19 protein-coding genes are annotated in these 16156 nt (G+C 72.2%); 10 read left to right on the top strand and 9 right to left on the bottom strand.

Annotated features, from left to right (window positions below):
• Positions 1-40 precede the first annotated feature (40 nt).
• A complete protein-coding gene (locus tag ABD361_RS11410; RefSeq protein WP_344434866.1) occupies positions 41-466 on the top strand; it encodes an OsmC family peroxiredoxin in 426 nt (141 codons plus the stop codon).
• 33 nt (positions 467-499) lie between these two features.
• Here ABD361_RS11410 and ABD361_RS11405 read toward each other — a convergent pair whose 3' ends face one another.
• Both ABD361_RS11405 and ABD361_RS11400 read right to left on the bottom strand, forming a co-directional pair.
• Positions 500-1111: a sortase domain-containing protein gene (locus ABD361_RS11405; RefSeq protein ID WP_344434865.1), complete on the bottom strand. Its 612-nt coding sequence runs from the start codon at positions 1109-1111 to the stop codon at positions 500-502.
• Positions 1112-1190: 79 nt separating this feature from the next.
• On the bottom strand, positions 1191-1781 hold the full coding sequence (locus ABD361_RS11400; protein ID WP_425583196.1) for a hypothetical protein: 591 nt from the start codon (positions 1779-1781) through the stop codon (positions 1191-1193).
• Positions 1782-1963: 182 nt separating this feature from the next.
• On the opposite strand from ABD361_RS11400, the gene ABD361_RS11395 reads away from it, so the two are divergent.
• Positions 1964-2494, top strand: coding sequence for an isochorismatase family protein (locus ABD361_RS11395; protein WP_344434863.1), 531 nt, complete (start codon positions 1964-1966; stop codon positions 2492-2494).
• A gap of 37 nt (positions 2495-2531) precedes the next feature.
• Here ABD361_RS11395 and ABD361_RS11390 read toward each other — a convergent pair whose 3' ends face one another.
• Positions 2532-2993, bottom strand: coding sequence for a MarR family winged helix-turn-helix transcriptional regulator (locus ABD361_RS11390; protein ID WP_344434862.1), 462 nt, complete (start codon positions 2991-2993; stop codon positions 2532-2534).
• Between the two features lie 102 nt (positions 2994-3095).
• Here ABD361_RS11390 and ABD361_RS11385 point away from each other — a divergent pair, with 102 nt between their 5' ends.
• Together ABD361_RS11385 and ABD361_RS11380 are read left to right on the top strand one after the other, a co-directional pair.
• Positions 3096-4124 (top strand): NADP-dependent oxidoreductase, encoded by a 1029-nt coding sequence (locus ABD361_RS11385; protein WP_344434861.1) that lies wholly within the window; start codon positions 3096-3098, stop codon positions 4122-4124.
• A gap of 41 nt (positions 4125-4165) precedes the next feature.
• On the top strand, positions 4166-4933 hold the full coding sequence (locus ABD361_RS11380; protein WP_344434859.1) for an EI24 domain-containing protein: 768 nt from the start codon (positions 4166-4168) through the stop codon (positions 4931-4933).
• Between the two features lie 43 nt (positions 4934-4976).
• Here the strand turns inward: ABD361_RS11380 and ABD361_RS11375 are convergent, their stop codons facing one another.
• Positions 4977-6269 carry a helix-turn-helix domain-containing protein gene (locus tag ABD361_RS11375; protein ID WP_344434858.1) on the bottom strand — a complete coding sequence of 431 codons (1293 nt, stop codon included), beginning with the start codon at positions 6267-6269 and terminating at the stop codon, positions 4977-4979.
• Positions 6270-6475: 206 nt separating this feature from the next.
• Between ABD361_RS11375 and ABD361_RS11370 the strand changes: the two genes are divergently transcribed.
• Both ABD361_RS11370 and ABD361_RS11365 read left to right on the top strand, forming a co-directional pair.
• Positions 6476-6922, top strand: coding sequence for a glycine-rich domain-containing protein (locus ABD361_RS11370; protein ID WP_344434856.1), 447 nt, complete (start codon positions 6476-6478; stop codon positions 6920-6922).
• 154 nt (positions 6923-7076) lie between these two features.
• Positions 7077-7748 carry a class I SAM-dependent methyltransferase gene (locus ABD361_RS11365; protein WP_344434855.1) on the top strand — a complete coding sequence of 224 codons (672 nt, stop codon included), beginning with the start codon at positions 7077-7079 and terminating at the stop codon, positions 7746-7748.
• Positions 7749-7856: 108 nt separating this feature from the next.
• Here ABD361_RS11365 and ABD361_RS11360 read toward each other — a convergent pair whose 3' ends face one another.
• On the bottom strand, positions 7857-8363 hold the full coding sequence (locus ABD361_RS11360; RefSeq protein WP_344434854.1) for a PPOX class F420-dependent oxidoreductase: 507 nt from the start codon (positions 8361-8363) through the stop codon (positions 7857-7859).
• 397 nt (positions 8364-8760) lie between these two features.
• On the opposite strand from ABD361_RS11360, the gene ABD361_RS11355 reads away from it, so the two are divergent.
• From ABD361_RS11355 to ABD361_RS11345, 3 genes are all read left to right on the top strand, one after another.
• A complete protein-coding gene (locus ABD361_RS11355; protein ID WP_344434853.1) occupies positions 8761-9144 on the top strand; it encodes a tautomerase family protein in 384 nt (127 codons plus the stop codon).
• Positions 9145-9333: 189 nt separating this feature from the next.
• Positions 9334-10557, top strand: coding sequence for a helix-turn-helix domain-containing protein (locus ABD361_RS11350; protein WP_344434852.1), 1224 nt, complete (start codon positions 9334-9336; stop codon positions 10555-10557).
• A 403-nt stretch (positions 10558-10960) separates the two neighbouring features.
• Positions 10961-11329 (top strand): ATP-binding protein, encoded by a 369-nt coding sequence (locus ABD361_RS11345; RefSeq protein ID WP_344434851.1) that lies wholly within the window; start codon positions 10961-10963, stop codon positions 11327-11329.
• 4 nt (positions 11330-11333) lie between these two features.
• On the opposite strand, the gene ABD361_RS11340 is transcribed toward ABD361_RS11345, so the two are convergent.
• From ABD361_RS11340 to ABD361_RS11330, 3 genes are all read right to left on the bottom strand, one after another.
• Positions 11334-11600: a hypothetical protein gene (locus ABD361_RS11340; protein WP_344434850.1), complete on the bottom strand. Its 267-nt coding sequence runs from the start codon at positions 11598-11600 to the stop codon at positions 11334-11336.
• Positions 11601-11736: 136 nt separating this feature from the next.
• Positions 11737-12555: a carbon-nitrogen hydrolase family protein gene (locus tag ABD361_RS11335; RefSeq protein ID WP_344434849.1), complete on the bottom strand. Its 819-nt coding sequence runs from the start codon at positions 12553-12555 to the stop codon at positions 11737-11739.
• 7 nt (positions 12556-12562) lie between these two features.
• Positions 12563-13831: a pyroglutamyl peptidase gene (locus tag ABD361_RS11330; RefSeq protein WP_344434848.1), complete on the bottom strand. Its 1269-nt coding sequence runs from the start codon at positions 13829-13831 to the stop codon at positions 12563-12565.
• A gap of 90 nt (positions 13832-13921) precedes the next feature.
• On the opposite strand from ABD361_RS11330, the gene ABD361_RS11325 reads away from it, so the two are divergent.
• Complete coding sequence (locus tag ABD361_RS11325) at positions 13922-14716, top strand: MgtC/SapB family protein (RefSeq protein ID WP_344434847.1); 795 nt, start codon at positions 13922-13924, stop codon at positions 14714-14716.
• A 331-nt stretch (positions 14717-15047) separates the two neighbouring features.
• Here the strand turns inward: ABD361_RS11325 and ABD361_RS11320 are convergent, their stop codons facing one another.
• Positions 15048-15932 carry an SGNH/GDSL hydrolase family protein gene (locus ABD361_RS11320; protein WP_344434846.1) on the bottom strand — a complete coding sequence of 295 codons (885 nt, stop codon included), beginning with the start codon at positions 15930-15932 and terminating at the stop codon, positions 15048-15050.
• Between the last annotated feature and the right edge of the window lie 224 nt (positions 15933-16156).

The raw sequence follows: 16156 nt of genomic DNA, 5'->3' as shown, positions 1-16156 counted from the left end.
GGCCCGCCGCCTCCTCGCTCGTCCCCGGGAGGGAAACACCGTGGCCACCACTCGCACCGCGACCACCGTCTGGGAAGGCGAACTGCTCAAGGGCAGCGGCACCGTCACCTTCGAGTCCTCCGGCATCGGTTCCCAGCCCGTCTCCTGGCCCTCCCGCGCCGAGGCGGCGAACGGGAAGACCAGCCCGGAGGAGCTCATCGCCGCCGCCCACTCCAGCTGCTTCTCGATGGCCCTCTCGCACGGCCTGACCGGCGCCGGCACGCCGCCCACCCGCCTGGACACCAAGGCCGAGGTGACCTTCCAGCCCGGCGAGGGCATCACCGGCATCCACCTGACCGTGCGCGGCGAGGTGCCCGGCCTGGACGAGGAGGGCTTCGCGGCGGCCGCCGAGGAGGCCAAGAAGAACTGCCCGGTCAGCCAGGCGCTGACCGGTACGACGATCACGCTGGCCGCCGAGCTCGCCTGAGGCCTGGTCGTAGCTGGTCGGTCCTGCAGCCGGTCAGTCCTGCAGCGTGGCGGAGACGATCAGGCGCCGGTGCTCGTGCCCCTCGCCGCCGTCCCCGCCGCAGGTGACCAGCCGCAGCGCCTTCTCCTCCGTCGGCCCGTGGGTGCGGGGCCCGGCGGAGGGGAGGGCATCGCCCTCGACCGTCTCGGTGCCGGTGACGGCGAAGTGCAGCACGCGCCCGTCGCCGCGCACGACGTCGACCACGTCGTTCCTGGCGAGGCGGTGCAGGTCGTGGAAGACGGCCTCGCCGCCGTCGCGCGGGTGGTCGCGCGGGGAGTCGTGGCCGACGATCACGGCCGTGCCGGGCGTCCCGGGGCGTGCGCTGTCCATGATCCAGCCGGCCGTCCCGCTCTTCTCCCGCGGCGGGACGCGAACCGGGTCGCCCGGATCGCGGCCGAGCCGGATCAGCGGGCTGTCCACGCCGAGGGACGGTATGACGACCCGCGACGGCTCGTCCGCCCGCGCGGGCCCGCCGATGGCCTTGTCGGTGCCCCCGCCGGGCGCGCACGCCGCCGCCAGCAGGGCCAGCGGGATCAGCACCATCGGCAGCAGGAGCAGCCCGGCGAGGGGCAGCAGCAAGGCTCGGGGGCGTCGGGACACGGACATGGCCCCCACCGTAGGCAGGGCCGGCCCCGCGCCGCCTCGGCCGAAAGGACGGGAGGAGTCGTTTTAGCCGGGAGTCTTCTTATGGGATCAGCCGCTGGAACAGTCCCCACGTGAACTCCGCCACGTACGGACGGCGCTCCCCGCCCGCGTCCGGGGCCGTGAAGGCCAGCTGCCAGCGCGTCGGTGCCGTGCCCTCCATGGGCCGGGCCGGCGGGAACGCCCGGGCCACCTCGTCGACCGTGTACGCCCAGGGGCGCAGCTCCTCGATCGTGCGCGGCAGCGCCGGCCCGGCGGCGCCGGGGGCGCGCACCAGCCACTCGTTCCAGACCGCGCCGCCGGGCGCGGCGAGCACCTCGAAGCGCAGGTCCGGCCAGAGCGGCACCCGCCACGTCGACGCCTGGAACGTGAGCGCGCCGACCCTGCGCTCGCCGACCGCCTCGGGCGGCCCGAGGACCGAGCGGTAGCGAGGGCCGGTGCCCCGGCCGCGCGGCGAGCGCACCATGGCCTGCCAGCGCTTGTTGGCCTCGCGTATCCGGCCGCGGTCCACCTCCAGGGTGCGCAGCGCCTCCTCCACCAGGCCGGGCTGGTGGTCGGCCATGCGCCGCAGCAGGACGAGCTGGAAGTCCAAGGGACCGAAGGAGCCGGGAGGGGCATCGGAAGCCGGTGTCATGGCGGCCATCGTGTCGCATCCGGGGCCCTTGGCGACAACCGCCCCGGTCACCCGGGCGAGTTGCGGCGGGCGGCCCCGAAGTGCCCTGTGAAGTCGCGCTTTCGCGCAAGCTTCACCTCCCGGCAGCCGCGAGCTGTCCGGGAGGCCGCCCATGCCCAGGTCGGGGCCGGTACGGTCGGGCCATGACGGAAATCGACCCCCGGCACATCGACCCCCGGCACAGTGCGCTCGTCCTCGTCGACCTCATGGAACGCATGGTGGCGTTGCCGCTCGCGCCGTATTCGGGGGACGAAGTGGCCGAGCGCGCGGCGGAGTTGGCCAAGGCCTTCCGCGCGGCGGGGGCGCCGGTGGTGCTGGTGCGGGCCGAACGGCCGGGCGTGGCCGAGCAGCCGCCCGGCAGCGGGCTGCTGCCGGGGCTGGCCGAGCCGGGGGACGTCGAGGTCGTCAAGCGCACCGTCGGCGCCTTCCACGGCACCGGCCTGGACGCGCGGCTGCGCGAGCGGGACGTGCGCACGCTGGTGCTCGCCGGGATCGCCACCAACCTGGGTGTGGAGTCGACGGCCAGGGCGGCCGCCGATCACGGCTACGCGCTGGTCTTCGTCGAGGACGCGATGAGCGCGCTGACGGCCGAGGAGCACCATGCCTCGGTCACGCTGGACATGCCGCGGCTGGGCACCGTGCGCCGGGCGGCGGAGCTGCGGCTGCCGGGCTGAGCCGGCGGGGTTTCGGTTTCGGCTTCGGTATCGGTCGTCAGGCGTCCTCGCCCAGCATCCGGCGCAGCAGGTCGCGCAGGGAGGTGCGCTCGGCCGTGGAGAGGGCGGCCAGCGGCTCCCGGGCGAAGCTCAAGGACTCCCGCAGCCGGACGGCCGTGCGGTGCCCCTCCTCGGTCGCGGCGGCGAGCTTGACGCGGCGGTCGTCGGGGTCCGGCCGGCGCTCGACCAGGCCGCGCGACTCCAGCCGGTCGACGATGCCGGTGATGTTCGACGGCTCGCAGCGCAGCTGCTGGGCGACCTTGCGCATGGGCAGCGACTCGCGGGCGAGCAGCGTCAGGACGCGCGCCTGGGCGCCGGTCAGCGCGTGCCGGGCGGCGGCCTCCTCGTACTCCTCGTGGTACCGCGCCACCACGGTGGCGATCAGGTCGACCACCTCGCAGGTCAGGGCGTCCGCGGGCGGCAGCGACGGAGTGTGGGGGGTGGGGGGCGACGACGTCATGGACACCAGGTTACCCGGTTGCTTGACAACATGAAATATCGAGGCACATGCTTGTTTCAGTTGCTGAAGCAATTCGAAGATGTTCGAAGAAGGTTGATTCCCATGACCAGCACGCCCGCCGCACCCGCCACCAGCCGGGAATGGCACCTCGTCCGCCGCCCCAAGGGCTGGCCCGTGCCCGAGGACTTCGCCCTGCGCGAGGTGCCCGTGCCGGAGCTCGGCGAGGGCCAGGTCCTCGTCCGCAACCTGTTCATGACCGTGGACCCGTACATGCGCGGCCGCATGGACGAGCGCGAGTCGTACATCCCGCCCTTCCAGCTCGACCAGCCCATGGACGGCGGTGCCGTCGGCCGGGTCGTCGCCTCCCGGGCCGAGGGCGTCGAGGTCGGTGACCACCTCCTGCACCGGCTCGGCTGGCGCGAGTACGCGGTCGTCGACGCCGCCCACGCCGTCAAGGTCGCCCCCGAGGCCGCGTCCCTGTCCGCGTACCTCGGCGTCCTCGGCATGCCCGGCATGACGGCGTACGCGGGCCTGCTCGACGTCGCCTCCTTCAAGGAAGGCGACAGCGTCTTCGTCTCCGGCGCCGCGGGCGCGGTCGGCAGCATCGTCGGCCAGATCGCCAAGCTCAAGGGCGCCTCGCGCGTCATCGGCAGCGCCGGCTCGGACGAGAAGGTGCGCGTCCTGCTGGAGGACTACGGCTTCGACGCCGCCTTCAACTACAAGAACGGCCCGGTCGGCGAGCAGCTGAAGAAGGCCGCACCCGAGGGCATCGACGTCTACTTCGACAACGTCGGCGGCGACCACCTCGAGGCCGCGCTCGACGCCCTCAAGCTGCACGGCCGCGTCACCATCTGCGGCATGATCTCCCAGTACAACGCCACCGAGCGGCCGTCCGGCCCGGGCAACCTCGTCCAGATCCTGGCCAAGCGGCTGCGCGTGCAGGGCATGATCGTCTCCGACCACGACGTGCTGCGGCCGCAGTTCGTCGAGGAGGTCGGCGGCTGGATCCGCTCCGGCGAGCTCGTCGTCCGCGAGACGGTGTACGAGGGGATCGACCGCGCCGTGGATGCCTTCCTGGGCCTGCTGCGCGGGGAGAACACCGGCAAGATGATCGTCAAGCTGGCCGACTGAGCGGACGGGCCGCCCCCGGGAGGCCGGTACCCTTGCCCGCCATGCGAGATCTTGTGGCGGGCATGAAGTACCTGGTCGAAGGCCAGCGGTGGGTGGCGCGACACCGCCGGCAGTGGGGGTTCGGGCTGCTGCCCGGACTCATCACGGCCGCCGGGTACGCGGTGGCGCTCGTCGTCCTCGCCCTGCGGGCCGAGGACGTCGCCGCGTGGGCCACACCCTTCGCCGACGGCTGGAGCTCGCCCTGGGCGGGCCTGTTCCGCGGGGCGTTGACGGCGCTGTTCTTCGGCGGCGGCCTGCTGCTGGCCCTGCTGTCGTTCACGGCGGTGACGCTGCTGGTCGGACAGCCCTTCTACGAGGCGCTGTCCGAGCGCGTCGACCGGGAGCAGGCGCGCGAGGGCGAGCCCGTCCCCGAATCCGGCCTGCCGCTGTGGCGTGACCTGTGGATCTCCGCCTGCGAGAGCCTCGCGGTGCTGGTGCGGGCAACGCTGTGGGGGCTGCTGTTCTTCGCGCTGGGCTTCCTGCCGGTGGTGGGGCAGACGGTGGTGCCGGCGGTCGGCTTCTGCGTGTCGGGCTTCTTCCTGACGGAGGAACTGACGGCGGTGGCGCTGCAGAGGAGAGGGGTACGGCTGCGGGAGCGGCTGGAACTCCTGCGGTCCCGCAAGATGCTGACGGTGGGCTTCGGGCTGCCGCTGGTGCTGCTGTTCCTGGTGCCGTTCGTGGCGGTGCTGGTGATGCCGGGCGCGGTGGCGGGGGCGACGCTGCTGGTGCGGGGCGTCGAGGGGGAGCAGGAGCGGGAAGCGGTGGATTGACACCGAGGTCCGGTTCCGGTGCGGGGTCCGGGTGCGGCCGGTCCTACGCCCGGGGGCGAGCACCGATGGCGTAAGCAAGCTCCCGCACGCCGACAGTGCTCGGGTGCCGGTTGATCAGGTCGCCGGCCACACGCCGGATGGCGGGACGGTCCCGCACTTCCGCCGGGGAGACGCGCAAAGCATGCAGGAGCGCATCCGCGGTCTGCTGGGGCTTGCCCCACTGCCACCAGGCGCGGGCAAGATCGGTGTGCATGCGGGCGCGCCGCTCGGCCGTGGGGAACTGCGCCGGGTGCAGGCTGCGGCCGGCGCGCAGGGCGGCGCCGGCGTCACCGACAGCCCAATGCACACTGACTTCGTACAGTGTGATGGCGGCTGGGTTGATGGAGAAGGCGGCGCCGATCGGTGGCTGGTCAGGCAGGCGCCGGGCGGCGCGGCCAGCTTCCCGGATGAGGGTCAGGGCTTGGTCGCGATCGCCGGCACGGGCAGCGGTGTAGGCCGTGGTGCACAGCATCTGTGCGTATGCCATGGCCTGCGCCTGGCTGGTCAGGCCTGTGCCCTCGACGGCGGAAAGGGCACGGTCAACCAGGCGCTGGGCTGCCTGTGGCTGGTCCTGGTGGCGGAGAACAATGCTCAGCTCCCGGGATGCCGCCGCCGTCGCGATGGCGCTGCCCGACAGGTCCCCGTAGGTCAGGGCCCGGTCCGCTGTCAGCCGGGACCGCTCGTAGCGGCCGATCTTCGTCAGGACCCGGGAGGCCAGGGCATAGCAGGACGAGAGGGTCGCGTATGCCAGCGGCGACCCGTCGCGGGTCGCGTCGTGTGCGTCCGCCAGCAGTGCCGGCAGCGTTTCGAGAAGCTCGGTGTGCCGGCCACCGTCGAAGAGAGCCTGGGCCCGGGTCAGACGCGGGGGCACCGGCATGGCCGCGCCTGGCGAGGAGGGGATGGCCGCCAGGGCGTCGTCAATGCCGGCCAGCAAGCGAAGAGTGCCCGCCACCCCGGCAGTGGTGAGCAGTGTGCGGCGGCGCAACGGGTCCTCCTCGGAACGACGCGGACCAGATGGCGCCACTGTAGTGGCTGTCGCCTCCGTGAGGCCGATCGCCGCGGCCAGAACATCTGTCGGCAACCCCACCTCCTGCGCGACGTGGCGGAGCAGTCCCAGATCCCCTGTGCTGTGTCGTTCGAGGCGGGAAATAGTGGAAGCAGAGCAGCCCACCCTCCGGCCGAGATCGGACTGGCGCCAGCCACGACGGGTTCGTCCCAGCCGGATCAGGCCGCCGGCCTGGCGTTTTTCGATCAGGATGGCGGCTTCGGATGTCCTCCACAACGGATCGGTGCTCATCACACCCCCAGTGGGCGCGGGACCGGCGCGCCAACGGTAGGTGCGGGCCAGGGGGTTCGTCGAGGGCGTGTGCAGCATCTGCACACCGCGTGCGACCTGCGGCAATAGATCACCGCGAAGGGCACCGGCGCGGTGCACTGAGGGCGCGCCCCGGCCGTGGGGCGAAGGCACCGAACGCCAAGGACCGAACGCCAAGGGAGGACAGCATGGCAACGGCAGTCGTGGCGAGGCCGAAGGTCCGCCATCCCCGGGACTACGTGAAGCCGGAGGTGTGGGATCGGGAGATCCTGCTGCTGATGCGCGACTACCCCTTCGATGAGGTGTACGCCAACCGCCTCTTCCAGGCGGCTGTGTCGTATCTGATCACGGCGATGGAGAAGTGGGGCCAGAAGCTGGAGATGTGCTGCGGCCGCACCGTGGACATCGCCGTGCACACCTTCATCCTGGACACGCGCAACTACCGCGAGTTCTGCGCCGAGCATTTCCAGGGCCGCTTCCTGGAGCACATTCCCGAGATCGAGTTCAAGTACGACGGCTCGGTCGAGCGCACCGCGAAAATCATCGCCGCGAACGGGTTCGAGGTCGACTGGAAACTCTGGGAAGCCGACTACGCCAAGTGCGGCCCGTGCGCACCGGGCACGAGCTGCCACTGAGCGAACCGTAAACGGTCGGGCCCGGGGGCGCGGTGAACGCCCCCGGGTCGCTTCCGGACCAAGCGGGTGGACATCGGCGAACCGCCCTCGGCGGGTAGAGCGGCGTCGGTACGGTGGCGAACTCACGTGGCCCACCGTCCCTGCGAGGAGCCCCATGCCCCGCCCGCCCCTCACCCCCGCCGAATACTGGGACCTCTACAAGCCGTACCGCGGGGAGGGCGAACAGCCGGCCCCTGAGCCCGGCCGGTTCGAGTGGACCCAGTTCCCCGGCCACGGCCCTGGCCCCGAGCTTCTCGGCCGGCCGCGCACCGTCCTGGAGCTCGGCTCCGGTGAGGGCGTCGATGCCGTCCACCTGGCCCGCCGCGGCGCCCAGGTGACCGGCGTGGACTTCTCCGCCTTCCAGATCGAGCGCGCCCGCCGCTGGTGGACGAACGAACCCAACGTCACCTTCACTCAGGCCGACGTGTGCGACTTCCTCGTCACCGAAGCCACCGAGTACGACGCGATCTACTCCATGTGGGGCGCGGTCTGGTTCACCGACCCGGAAGAACTTCTCCCTCTCGTCGCCAAGCGCCTGGCGCCGGGAGGCGTCTTCGTCTTCAGCCATGCCGAGCCCGGCCCCGACGCGCACGGGCCCCAGCAGATGCGCGGGAAGTGGCTCGAAGGCCGGCAGCGGGAGCTCACGGTCCTGCGCTGGCAGTACACGCCCGGCAGGTGGGGCGACCTGCTCAAGGGCAGTGGTTTCACGGAGGTCGACGCGCGCATCGTGGCCCCGCCGGGTGATGAGCCGCTGGGAACACTACTCGTGCGCGCCGGCATCACGTGAACGGAGAACTGGCGGTAGCCAGCTGCGGGTGCGGGTGCGGGTGCGGGTGCGGTCTCGCCACAGACCCTGCTCTGGGGTCGACCCCCGAAGGACTTCGAGCGCCTACCACTAAGGCGTGCGGCTGCTGGGCGCGGCTGACGGGCCGTTGGCCTCGGGGGCCTCGGGGGCCTCGGCTGACCCGGAAGCCCCGGGTGCGCCTGCCGGGAACGGCTCGACTCCGCGCACGCGGCGTACGCGCGACGGCTCGATCAGCACGATGACCCGCTGTTCACCGGGCACACGCCATTCGAACCGTTCGGTGCCCAGGTAGGTGCGCGCCAGCAGGTCCATGTTCCGGTCCGCCTCGGGGCCCTGGACGAACCGGACGGCACGGCCGCGGATCTGGACCCGGTCATAGGGATCGACCGGGTCCGCGTGGGACAGGCATACGCGGGGGTCGCGGCGCAGGTTGCGCTCCTTGACCCTGCCGATCGCGGTGTTGAACAGGACCAGGTCCCCGTCGAGCCCCACCCACATGGGGCTCACGTGGGGGGACCCGTCCCGGTTGACCGTTCCCACGTACCAGATGTGCGGCGCTTCGATCCTCAGGCGTACGTCGTTCGGTAAGGCGACCATGAGGCAAGTACTGCCCAGGCGCGACGTGCCGAACACGGACGAGTGGCGCTGCGGGTGGTGTTGTGGCTGGGGTCAGAACTTTGGCCGGCTACGAAGGGAGGGGTGGGGGGCGCGCCTTTGTCGTCGGGCTGCGGGTGGGTGGGGTGCTGGTCGCCGTTCTCGTGCCGTCGCGGGGCGGGGGAGCGTGAGGAGATCGCGCCGTGGCGTTGCGGCTGAGGGGGAGCTGGCTGCTGCCGCGGTGTGGCTGGGGCCGGTGGAGACGCTCCGCTCGTTGTGCGTTGGCGGTGGTCGAGCGTTCGGCTGACCGCGGTTCCGTGGAGCTGGATTGTACCTACTGGTATGTACACTCATGATCGAATGCGATCGATACACCTCCTCCGGAAGGGGAATTGCCGCCATGCCCTTTGTGCGCATTGACGCTTTGACCACGGACAGCGAGCGGCTCGACGGGCTCGGCCGTGCCGTGCACGATGCCCTGGTCGAGACGATCGGCATCCCGCCGGACGACCGGTTCCAGGTCCTGACCGGCCATGACGGGGTCAGCAGCACGCTGCGTTACGCCGATTACCTGGGCATATCCAAGGACGAGGGCATCGTGTTCGTCGCGATCACGATGCGTTCCGGCCGCACGCCGGAGCAGAAGCAGGCGCTGTACCGACGGATCGCCGAACTCGCCCACGCGTACACGGGAACGGAGCCGCGCAATGTGCTCGTCACGGTGACCGAGAACGAGCCCATCGACTGGTCCTTCGGTAACGGGGTCGCGCAGTACGCCTCATAGGTGGGGTGGGCGCGGGCGCGAGCAGCTTGGCAGCGGAAAGCTTCACCCGGGGCTTCCGGCGGCCGGGTCTGGGTGAGGGAAACGCTGCCGGATCGTCCGTAGGCCGTGCAGCGACCCGCACGAACGGCCCCCGGAGCGGGGGCCGTTCGGGGGTACCGTTCTGAGTGTCGAAGTCAGAACGGAGCCAGTATGCCCGACAGCAACGACACGCACATCGGCGCGCGCATCGCCGAGCAACGCAACCTCGCGCACCTCACGCAACGCGGCCTGGCCGACAAGGCCCACATCTCCTACAGCCTGCTCAGCAAGGTCGAGAGCGGTCACAAACCCGCCTCCCCCGCCCTGATCGCCGCATGCGCCCGAGCGCTGGGCATCGAGACCAGCGTGCTCGTGGGCCAGCCCTTCAGAGCCGAGCAGCGTGAGGACCGGTTCGAGGCGCCGATCGCCGCGCTCCGGGCCAGCCTGGAGAACTGGGACGTCCCGCTCGACCCTGTGGCTCCGCCCCGCCCGCTGCACGACATTGCGGCCGATGTGAAGGCCCTTGGCGAGCTGCGTCGGTCGGCCGAGTACTGGAAGACGGTCAATCGAGCGCCTGCCCTGATCGACGAGTTGGTCGAGGCGTCGCACCGGCTTGACGGCACCTCCCGCGAGAGAGCGCATCGGCTGCTCGCCTACACCTACCGCTGCGTGCACGACGTGGTGTACGGGCTGGGGCACATCGACCTGGGCAGCTGCGTGCTCGCGCGCATGGGCTACAGCGCCGAGCGCTCGGGGGACCCGAACATGGTCTTCCTCACGGCCTACCTGCGAGCGCAGTCGTGCTTCAGCACCGGGCGGCACGAAGTGGGGATCCGGCTCATGGAACGGGCCCTGGCCGACGTGGAGGAAAGTGCCCGGCAGGGCGACCGCTCGGCTCTGTGCGTTCAAGGAAACCTCCGGCTGCGCGCCACGATGCTCGCTGCCCGCAGCAACCCAGCGGGTAAAGGCCAGGAGGACAACGCCCGGGCGCAGTGGCAGGAGGCGTGGGAGACCGCCGAGCGGCTGGGCGCCGACACCGAGAACTACGTCATGTCGTTCGGACCGTCGAACACCCTGATCCACCAGGTCTCGCTGGAAGTCGAGCTCGGGAACTACGGCCGTGCGGTCAAGGCCGCGGCGAAGCTGCACTTGCCGTCGCAGTTCGCCGCGCGGTTTCCCGAACGGGTCGGGCACCACTTCATCGACGTGAGCCGGGCCCAGCTCTGGACGGGCCACCGGCAGGCCGCCCTTGCGTCGCTGCTCAAGGCGCGGACCGCGGCCCCGCAGCAGACGCGCTACCACCCGCACGTCAGGGAGACGGTTCGGGCCCTGCGTCGTGCCGACCGGGCGAACAGCGAATCGCTGGCCAACTACGCACGCTGGGTCGGCGTCTAGGGCCTGTCCGGCGGATGCAGCGCCCCGAAGGGGCGCGGGGAACTGCGCGACAAGCCACAACGTGCCCGCAGATGCCCACGCGGCGGCGGACACGCTCCCGCCCTGTCACGTCAAGTGAGGCGGCTTTCACTTTTGGTGAAAGCCGCCTCCTTGCCGTGGCGGCACTCTTGGGGGCACGCAAGACCCCCGCGTCCGCGCGAACGGACCGGGGGCGTGGTCAACGCTGACTAAGGAGCGTCAACGTGCGAGACCTTATCCGCCGCCTGGCCCTGAGGGCGAGAGCCCGCCGCACACCGCACGTACGTGCGTGTACGTGCGCGTACCGGCCCTTGATCAGCGCGCATGGCGTTGACCTGGTTTCTGTGGGGCGGCGATGAGTGCCGTCGCGGCGGAGTGCTACCGGATGACCGTGCCCGTCGCGCCGGGGACGGCCCGGTTGGCCAGGGAGTTCGTGACGGCTTCGCTCGTGGCGGTGGAGCGCCGGCTGCTGATCGAGAACGCGCGGGTCTGCGTCTCGGATGCCGTGGCGCACGTCGTGCGGCAGGGGCGGGTGCGCGAGGTGTCGGTGGAGCTGACGGTGAAGGAAGGGCGGGTGGTGGTGGCCGTGCGGGATGACGATCCTGGGCGGCCGCCGTGGCCCCGGTCGGCGGGCGCGGACCGGGCGAGTGGTCTGGCGCTGATGCGCCGGCTGGCGCATGCGTCGGGGGTGACGTGGGTGTGGGACGGGCTGAGCATCGTGGGCAAGCAGGTGTGGTTCGAGTTGCGGGAGTGACGCTTCAGGCGTGCCGGCCGCGGCAGAACCAGCCCGCGATGTTGCCGTAGAAGGCGCAGGCCCACCACAGGAGCGCGGCGGGTGCGGCGAAGTAGGAGGGCCACAGCAGGTAGGCCACGGCGGCGCCCGAGGCGGCGGTGAGGAGGGGCGGGAGCGCCGCGTGCCACCACCGCCCGGCGCGGCGTACCAGCCGCACCGCGCCCCGGCCGGTGAGGAACGCGGCGAGGGTGAACACGGCGAGGGCCAGGAGCCCGGCGAGCGGCGAATTCATGCCCCGACGCTACTCCCCGCGTTGCGGATCAGCTGCTGGAGCACCTTCACCGTGGTGACGTAGTCCGCGTCGTCGATGCCCTCGCGGGGGCGTTGTGGGCGAGGTCGACGCGCGCCTGCTCGCCCTCGTCGGTGAGTCACAGCCGGTCCTCGGCGTCCCGGGTCAGCCGGCCGCGCTGCAGGAGCACCTCGGCCTCCGCCGCCAGGTCGTCCTCGGGCCGGATGGAGGAGGTCATCGCCTCCCGCAGCTCGGGCAGGGTCCGCACCTCCGCCAGCACCAGCCCCGCCGCGTCGTCCGGGCCCTCCGCCAGGACGGTGCCGTCGGGGCCCCAGATCGCGCTGAGGCCGCACGCGTCGTACGGGCCCGCCGGGCCGATGTGGTTGGCCAGCAGGACGTGGAGGGCGCTGCCGGCGGCCAGGGCGGGGAAGATCTGCATGCGTTCGGCTGCGCCGTTGCCGCGGCCGTACAGGGAGCTGGCCAGCATCACGGCGCAGCCGTCCGCCGCTGCTCGGGCGGTGAGGTCCGGGAAGTGGGCGTCGTAGCAGATGGCGAGGGCGAAGCTCACGCCGTCCAGCGTGAAGCGGCCGTCCGACGTGCCCGCCGTGAAGCCCGCCGTGATCTCGTCCGGCGTCAGGTGCTGCTTGCTGTAGCGCGTGAGCAGGGCGCCGTCCGGGCCGTACACGTACGAGGTGATGGTGGGGCCCGGGGCGATGCAGTTGACCACCGCGGCCACGCCCGCGGCGCGGCAGGCGTCGCGGACGGGGGTCAGGCGGGGGTCGTCGGGGGTGACGGCGGCGGTGACGGCGCCGAGCTCGTAGCCGGTGAGGGCGAGCTCGGGGAAGACCACCAGTGCCGCGCCCTGCTCGCCGGCCTCGGTGACGAGGCCGGCCATGCGGGCCGCGTTGGCCTCGATGGCGCAGGGCACGGCGGTGAACTGGGCGGACGCGACGATCATGCTCACATCATGGCTGGTGCACCGTGCCCACGGCCACCTTGAGGATCTCCCGGACCTGGGTCGTGATCGTCACACGGTCCCGGACGAAGTCCGGGTCCGTGACCGTCCCCGGCGACGGGGCGGACAGCACCGGCGTGTGCAGGTGGCCGCCCGGCACCGGCAGGTGCACCGCGTCGCGCAGGAGCGTGGCCCGGTAGGCGATCTCGTTGGAGAGGTAGTCGCCCCCGCCGCCCGCCCGGGCCGTGGAGCCGGGGGTGGGGCCGTCCGGCCGGTCGGTCTCTTCTGTGCCGCCCGCGGGGATCTCGGTGACGGAGGTGTTGTCGTGCACGGGGAAGGGGCCGGTCGTGGCCGCGGTGAGGGTGGCGTACGGCAGGGACGTCGTCGTCCACTGCGGCTGCGGCGTCACGGTCGGGATGCCGCGCGGGACGGGCACGGTCTCGGTGCGGGAGTCGCGCACGTTGTCGGGGTAGCCGCCGCGCCAGGCGCCGTTGGTGCGTTCGACGTCGAAGCGCCCGGGCCGGCCCTGGCTGATGGTGGTGAAGAGGTCGACCCGGTGCGGGCCGGGCCGGAAGTACGGCAGCAGGGTGCGCTCGACCGTGCCGTCGGTGAAGTCGGCCCAGCGCACGGGGAAGACGACGGTCTCGACGCGGGCGGGGCCCGCCGCGGTGTCGATGGTGGTGCCGTCCAGGGCGAGGGCGGCCGCGCCGGAGGGGTTGGAGCGGCGGGGGTCGGCGTCGAGCTGGAAGGGGTCGAAGCCGGTGATCAGGACGCGCTTGACCGCGCTGCCCGCCGGCAGGTCGACGGAGTCCTGGCCGCGGGAGGTGCGCTCGACGGCGGCGAGCAGCCGTTCGCGGGTGCGTTCGGTGAGGGTGAAGGACGGCTGCCAGGTGCGCAGGGCGCGCGTCATGGCGAGCCGGGCCCAGTACAGGGGGCGGTCGTCGTCGCGCGCGAGGTCGCCGCCGGCGGGGCCGCGGCCCTGGGCGCGGTCGACGGCGCGCCGCCACAGCCGGCGGCCCTCGGCGGTGGCCACCCGCTCGGCCTGGGCGCAGGTGCGGGTACGGGCGAGGGCGGTGGTGAAGGCGGGGGCGACGTCGTCGAAGCCGGACCGGTGCAGGATCTCCTGGGGTACGGCGCCGGTGAGCCGTTCCTCCTCGACGGTGAGCGCAGCGGTGGGTGCGGCGGCCGTGGCTGGTGCGGCCAGGGCGAGCGGTGCGCACAGCAGGAGGGCCGCGGCCACGGCGCCGCGCCGTATCGGTGACAGATCACTGAGTCTCATGAGGCGGAAGGAAACCACTGCGCAGGCATTGAGCGATAGAGGAGCGCCAACTCCCTGGGTGCGCAGGCGACTTTCGGACACAATGGCCAGATGGACACAGTGCGGCTTCTCACCGATCCGCTCATATCCGCCGGACACCTCGTCGCCGCCCCGCTGTTCGACCCGGGGGCAGGCCAAGGCACGCGTCAGTTAGCCGAGTTGGCGCTCGCGCTGCTGCTGTCCTCGCTCATCGGGCTGGAGCGGGAACTGCAGCAGAAGAGCGCGGGCCTGCGCACCCACACCCTGGTCGGCGTGGGCAGCGCGCTGTTCATGGAGGTCTCCATCCACGGCTTCGGGGCCGTGGCGGGCGACAGGCTGGACGGGTCCCGGGTGGCGGCCCAGATCGTCTCGGGCATCGGCTTCATCGGCGGTGGGCTCATCTTCGTCCGCCGCGACGCGGTGCGCGGCCTGACCACGGCCGCCACGATCTGGCTGACCTGCGCCGTCGGCATGGCCTGCGGTGGCGGGCTGCCGCTGCTGGGGGCGATGGCGGCGCTGGTGCACTTCCTGGTCGTGCGCGGCTTCCCGGTGATGACCCGGCGCCTGGCCCATGCGTCGTCGTCCGGCCATGTGGAGCTGAGCCTGTCCTACCGCGCCCGGCGGGGGCTGCTGGGCCGGGTGCTGGAGCTGTGCACCAAGAAGGGCTTCACCGTCACCGACTTCGAGATCCACGCCGAGGGCAGCGGCGCCGAGGGCGGCGAGAAGGGCAAGGCCAAGGGCAAGGAGACCGGCGTGGTGCTGGGGCTGGAGGGCAGGGCGCCGGCGTTCGTGCTGGTGGAGGAGCTCACGGACTGGGAGGGGATCCTCGGCGTCGACCTGCGCTCGCGCCGGGACAGCACCGAGTGAGCCTGCCGGACGCCGGCGTCCCCGTAGCGGGTGAACTCGCTTGGGAGAACAGCGCGTTCATCGGATAGCGTGCGGGCAGAAGGCGACGCGGGCCCTTCGCGGTCCCGTGCGCGGTCTCCGCGCGCCTTCGCGCCACGGCTCGGGCGTCTTCCGCGCGGGCGTGCGGCACGGGGCGCCCGGGGCGAGGGTACGGGCGCCGGTGCCGCGACGTGCGCCCGTGGCGTCCGGTGGCGGGCCCGGGCCGTGTGCGGCCGGTTCGCCGGCTGCTCCCAGGGGCGGGGGCGGGGTCACCTGACGGTCCCCGCCCCTTCCTCGCCGCCGACGCGCGCCTTCAGGCCTTGGGCGGCTCGGCGGAGGTGATGGTGCGGTAGGCCAGTCCGGCCAGCTCGACCTGGCCGCGCGGGCTGGGGTGGAACCAGTCCCACTTGCTCAGCTCCAGGCCGGTGAAGCCGTAGCCGTGCACGGTGCTGTCGAAGCGGCACAGCGCGTCGCGGGCGCACACCTCGCGCAGGACGGTGTTGTACTCGCCGACCCGCCGGTCGACCTGCGCCCGCCGGGCCACCGCCGCCTCGTCGGTGGCGTCGGCGTCGCCCAGCATCGACGGGCACACCGAGCCGAGCCGCCAGACCTGCTTGCCGATCAGGCTCTTGCGCCCCTCGGACCACAGGCGCATCAGGTCCGGCACCCCGGCCACGTACACCTGGGTGCGGGGCAGGGACCGGCGCAGCTCGCCCAGGGAGCGTTCGAAGTCGGCCCGGAAGCTCGCCACGGGTGTCATATCGGCCACATCCCGCCGACAGGCGTCGTTGGCCCCCAGCAGCACCGTGACCAGCTGGGGGCGCTGGGCGACGGCCTGGCGCATCTGGTCCGGCAGGTCGGCCATCCGGGCCCCGGTGCGGGCGTAGTTCCAGCTGCTGGTCTGCGGCGACGGCAGCAGCCGCCGGGCGAGGCTGTCGACCTCGGTGCCGGTGGCCCAGGAGACCTCGGGGCAGTCCTCGAGCACCGAACAGGCGTCGAAGCCGCGGGTGATGGAGTCGCCGAGGGAGGCGATCGAGTCGGGGTGGGTGTTCCAGGCGGGGCGGGTGGGGCTGGGGCTGGCTGCGGCCGTACGGGTGTCCCCGCCGCCGGAGCAGCCGCTGACCAGCAGGGCGGCGGACAGACCGGCCACGGCGGCCCGCGCGAATCTCGATCGTTTCCGCCCCCTGGTGGTGCGCACGGTCCTTCCCCTTCCGGCCGGATGACATCTGTCCGGGACCGACGGTACGTCACCCCGTTCGCCCGTTCGCGCGGTAGCTTGTGCTCGCGTGATCGAGTCGGTCCGGCGGCTTTCGCTCTTCGGCATCGCGACATCACAACACGTCACATCCTGTCCCTTTTCAGGAGAATCGCTCCCAATGGTGTTTACTGTTGGTAACCTCGCGAGCCGGTACGGGAGTGGGA

This window comes from Streptomyces luteosporeus (assembly GCF_039532865.1).
Taxonomy (GTDB): Bacteria; Actinomycetota; Actinomycetes; order Streptomycetales; family Streptomycetaceae; genus Streptomyces; species Streptomyces luteosporeus.
The sequence above is the reverse complement of the archived record's forward strand: the minus strand, read 5'-3'. Positions and strand labels throughout refer to the sequence as shown.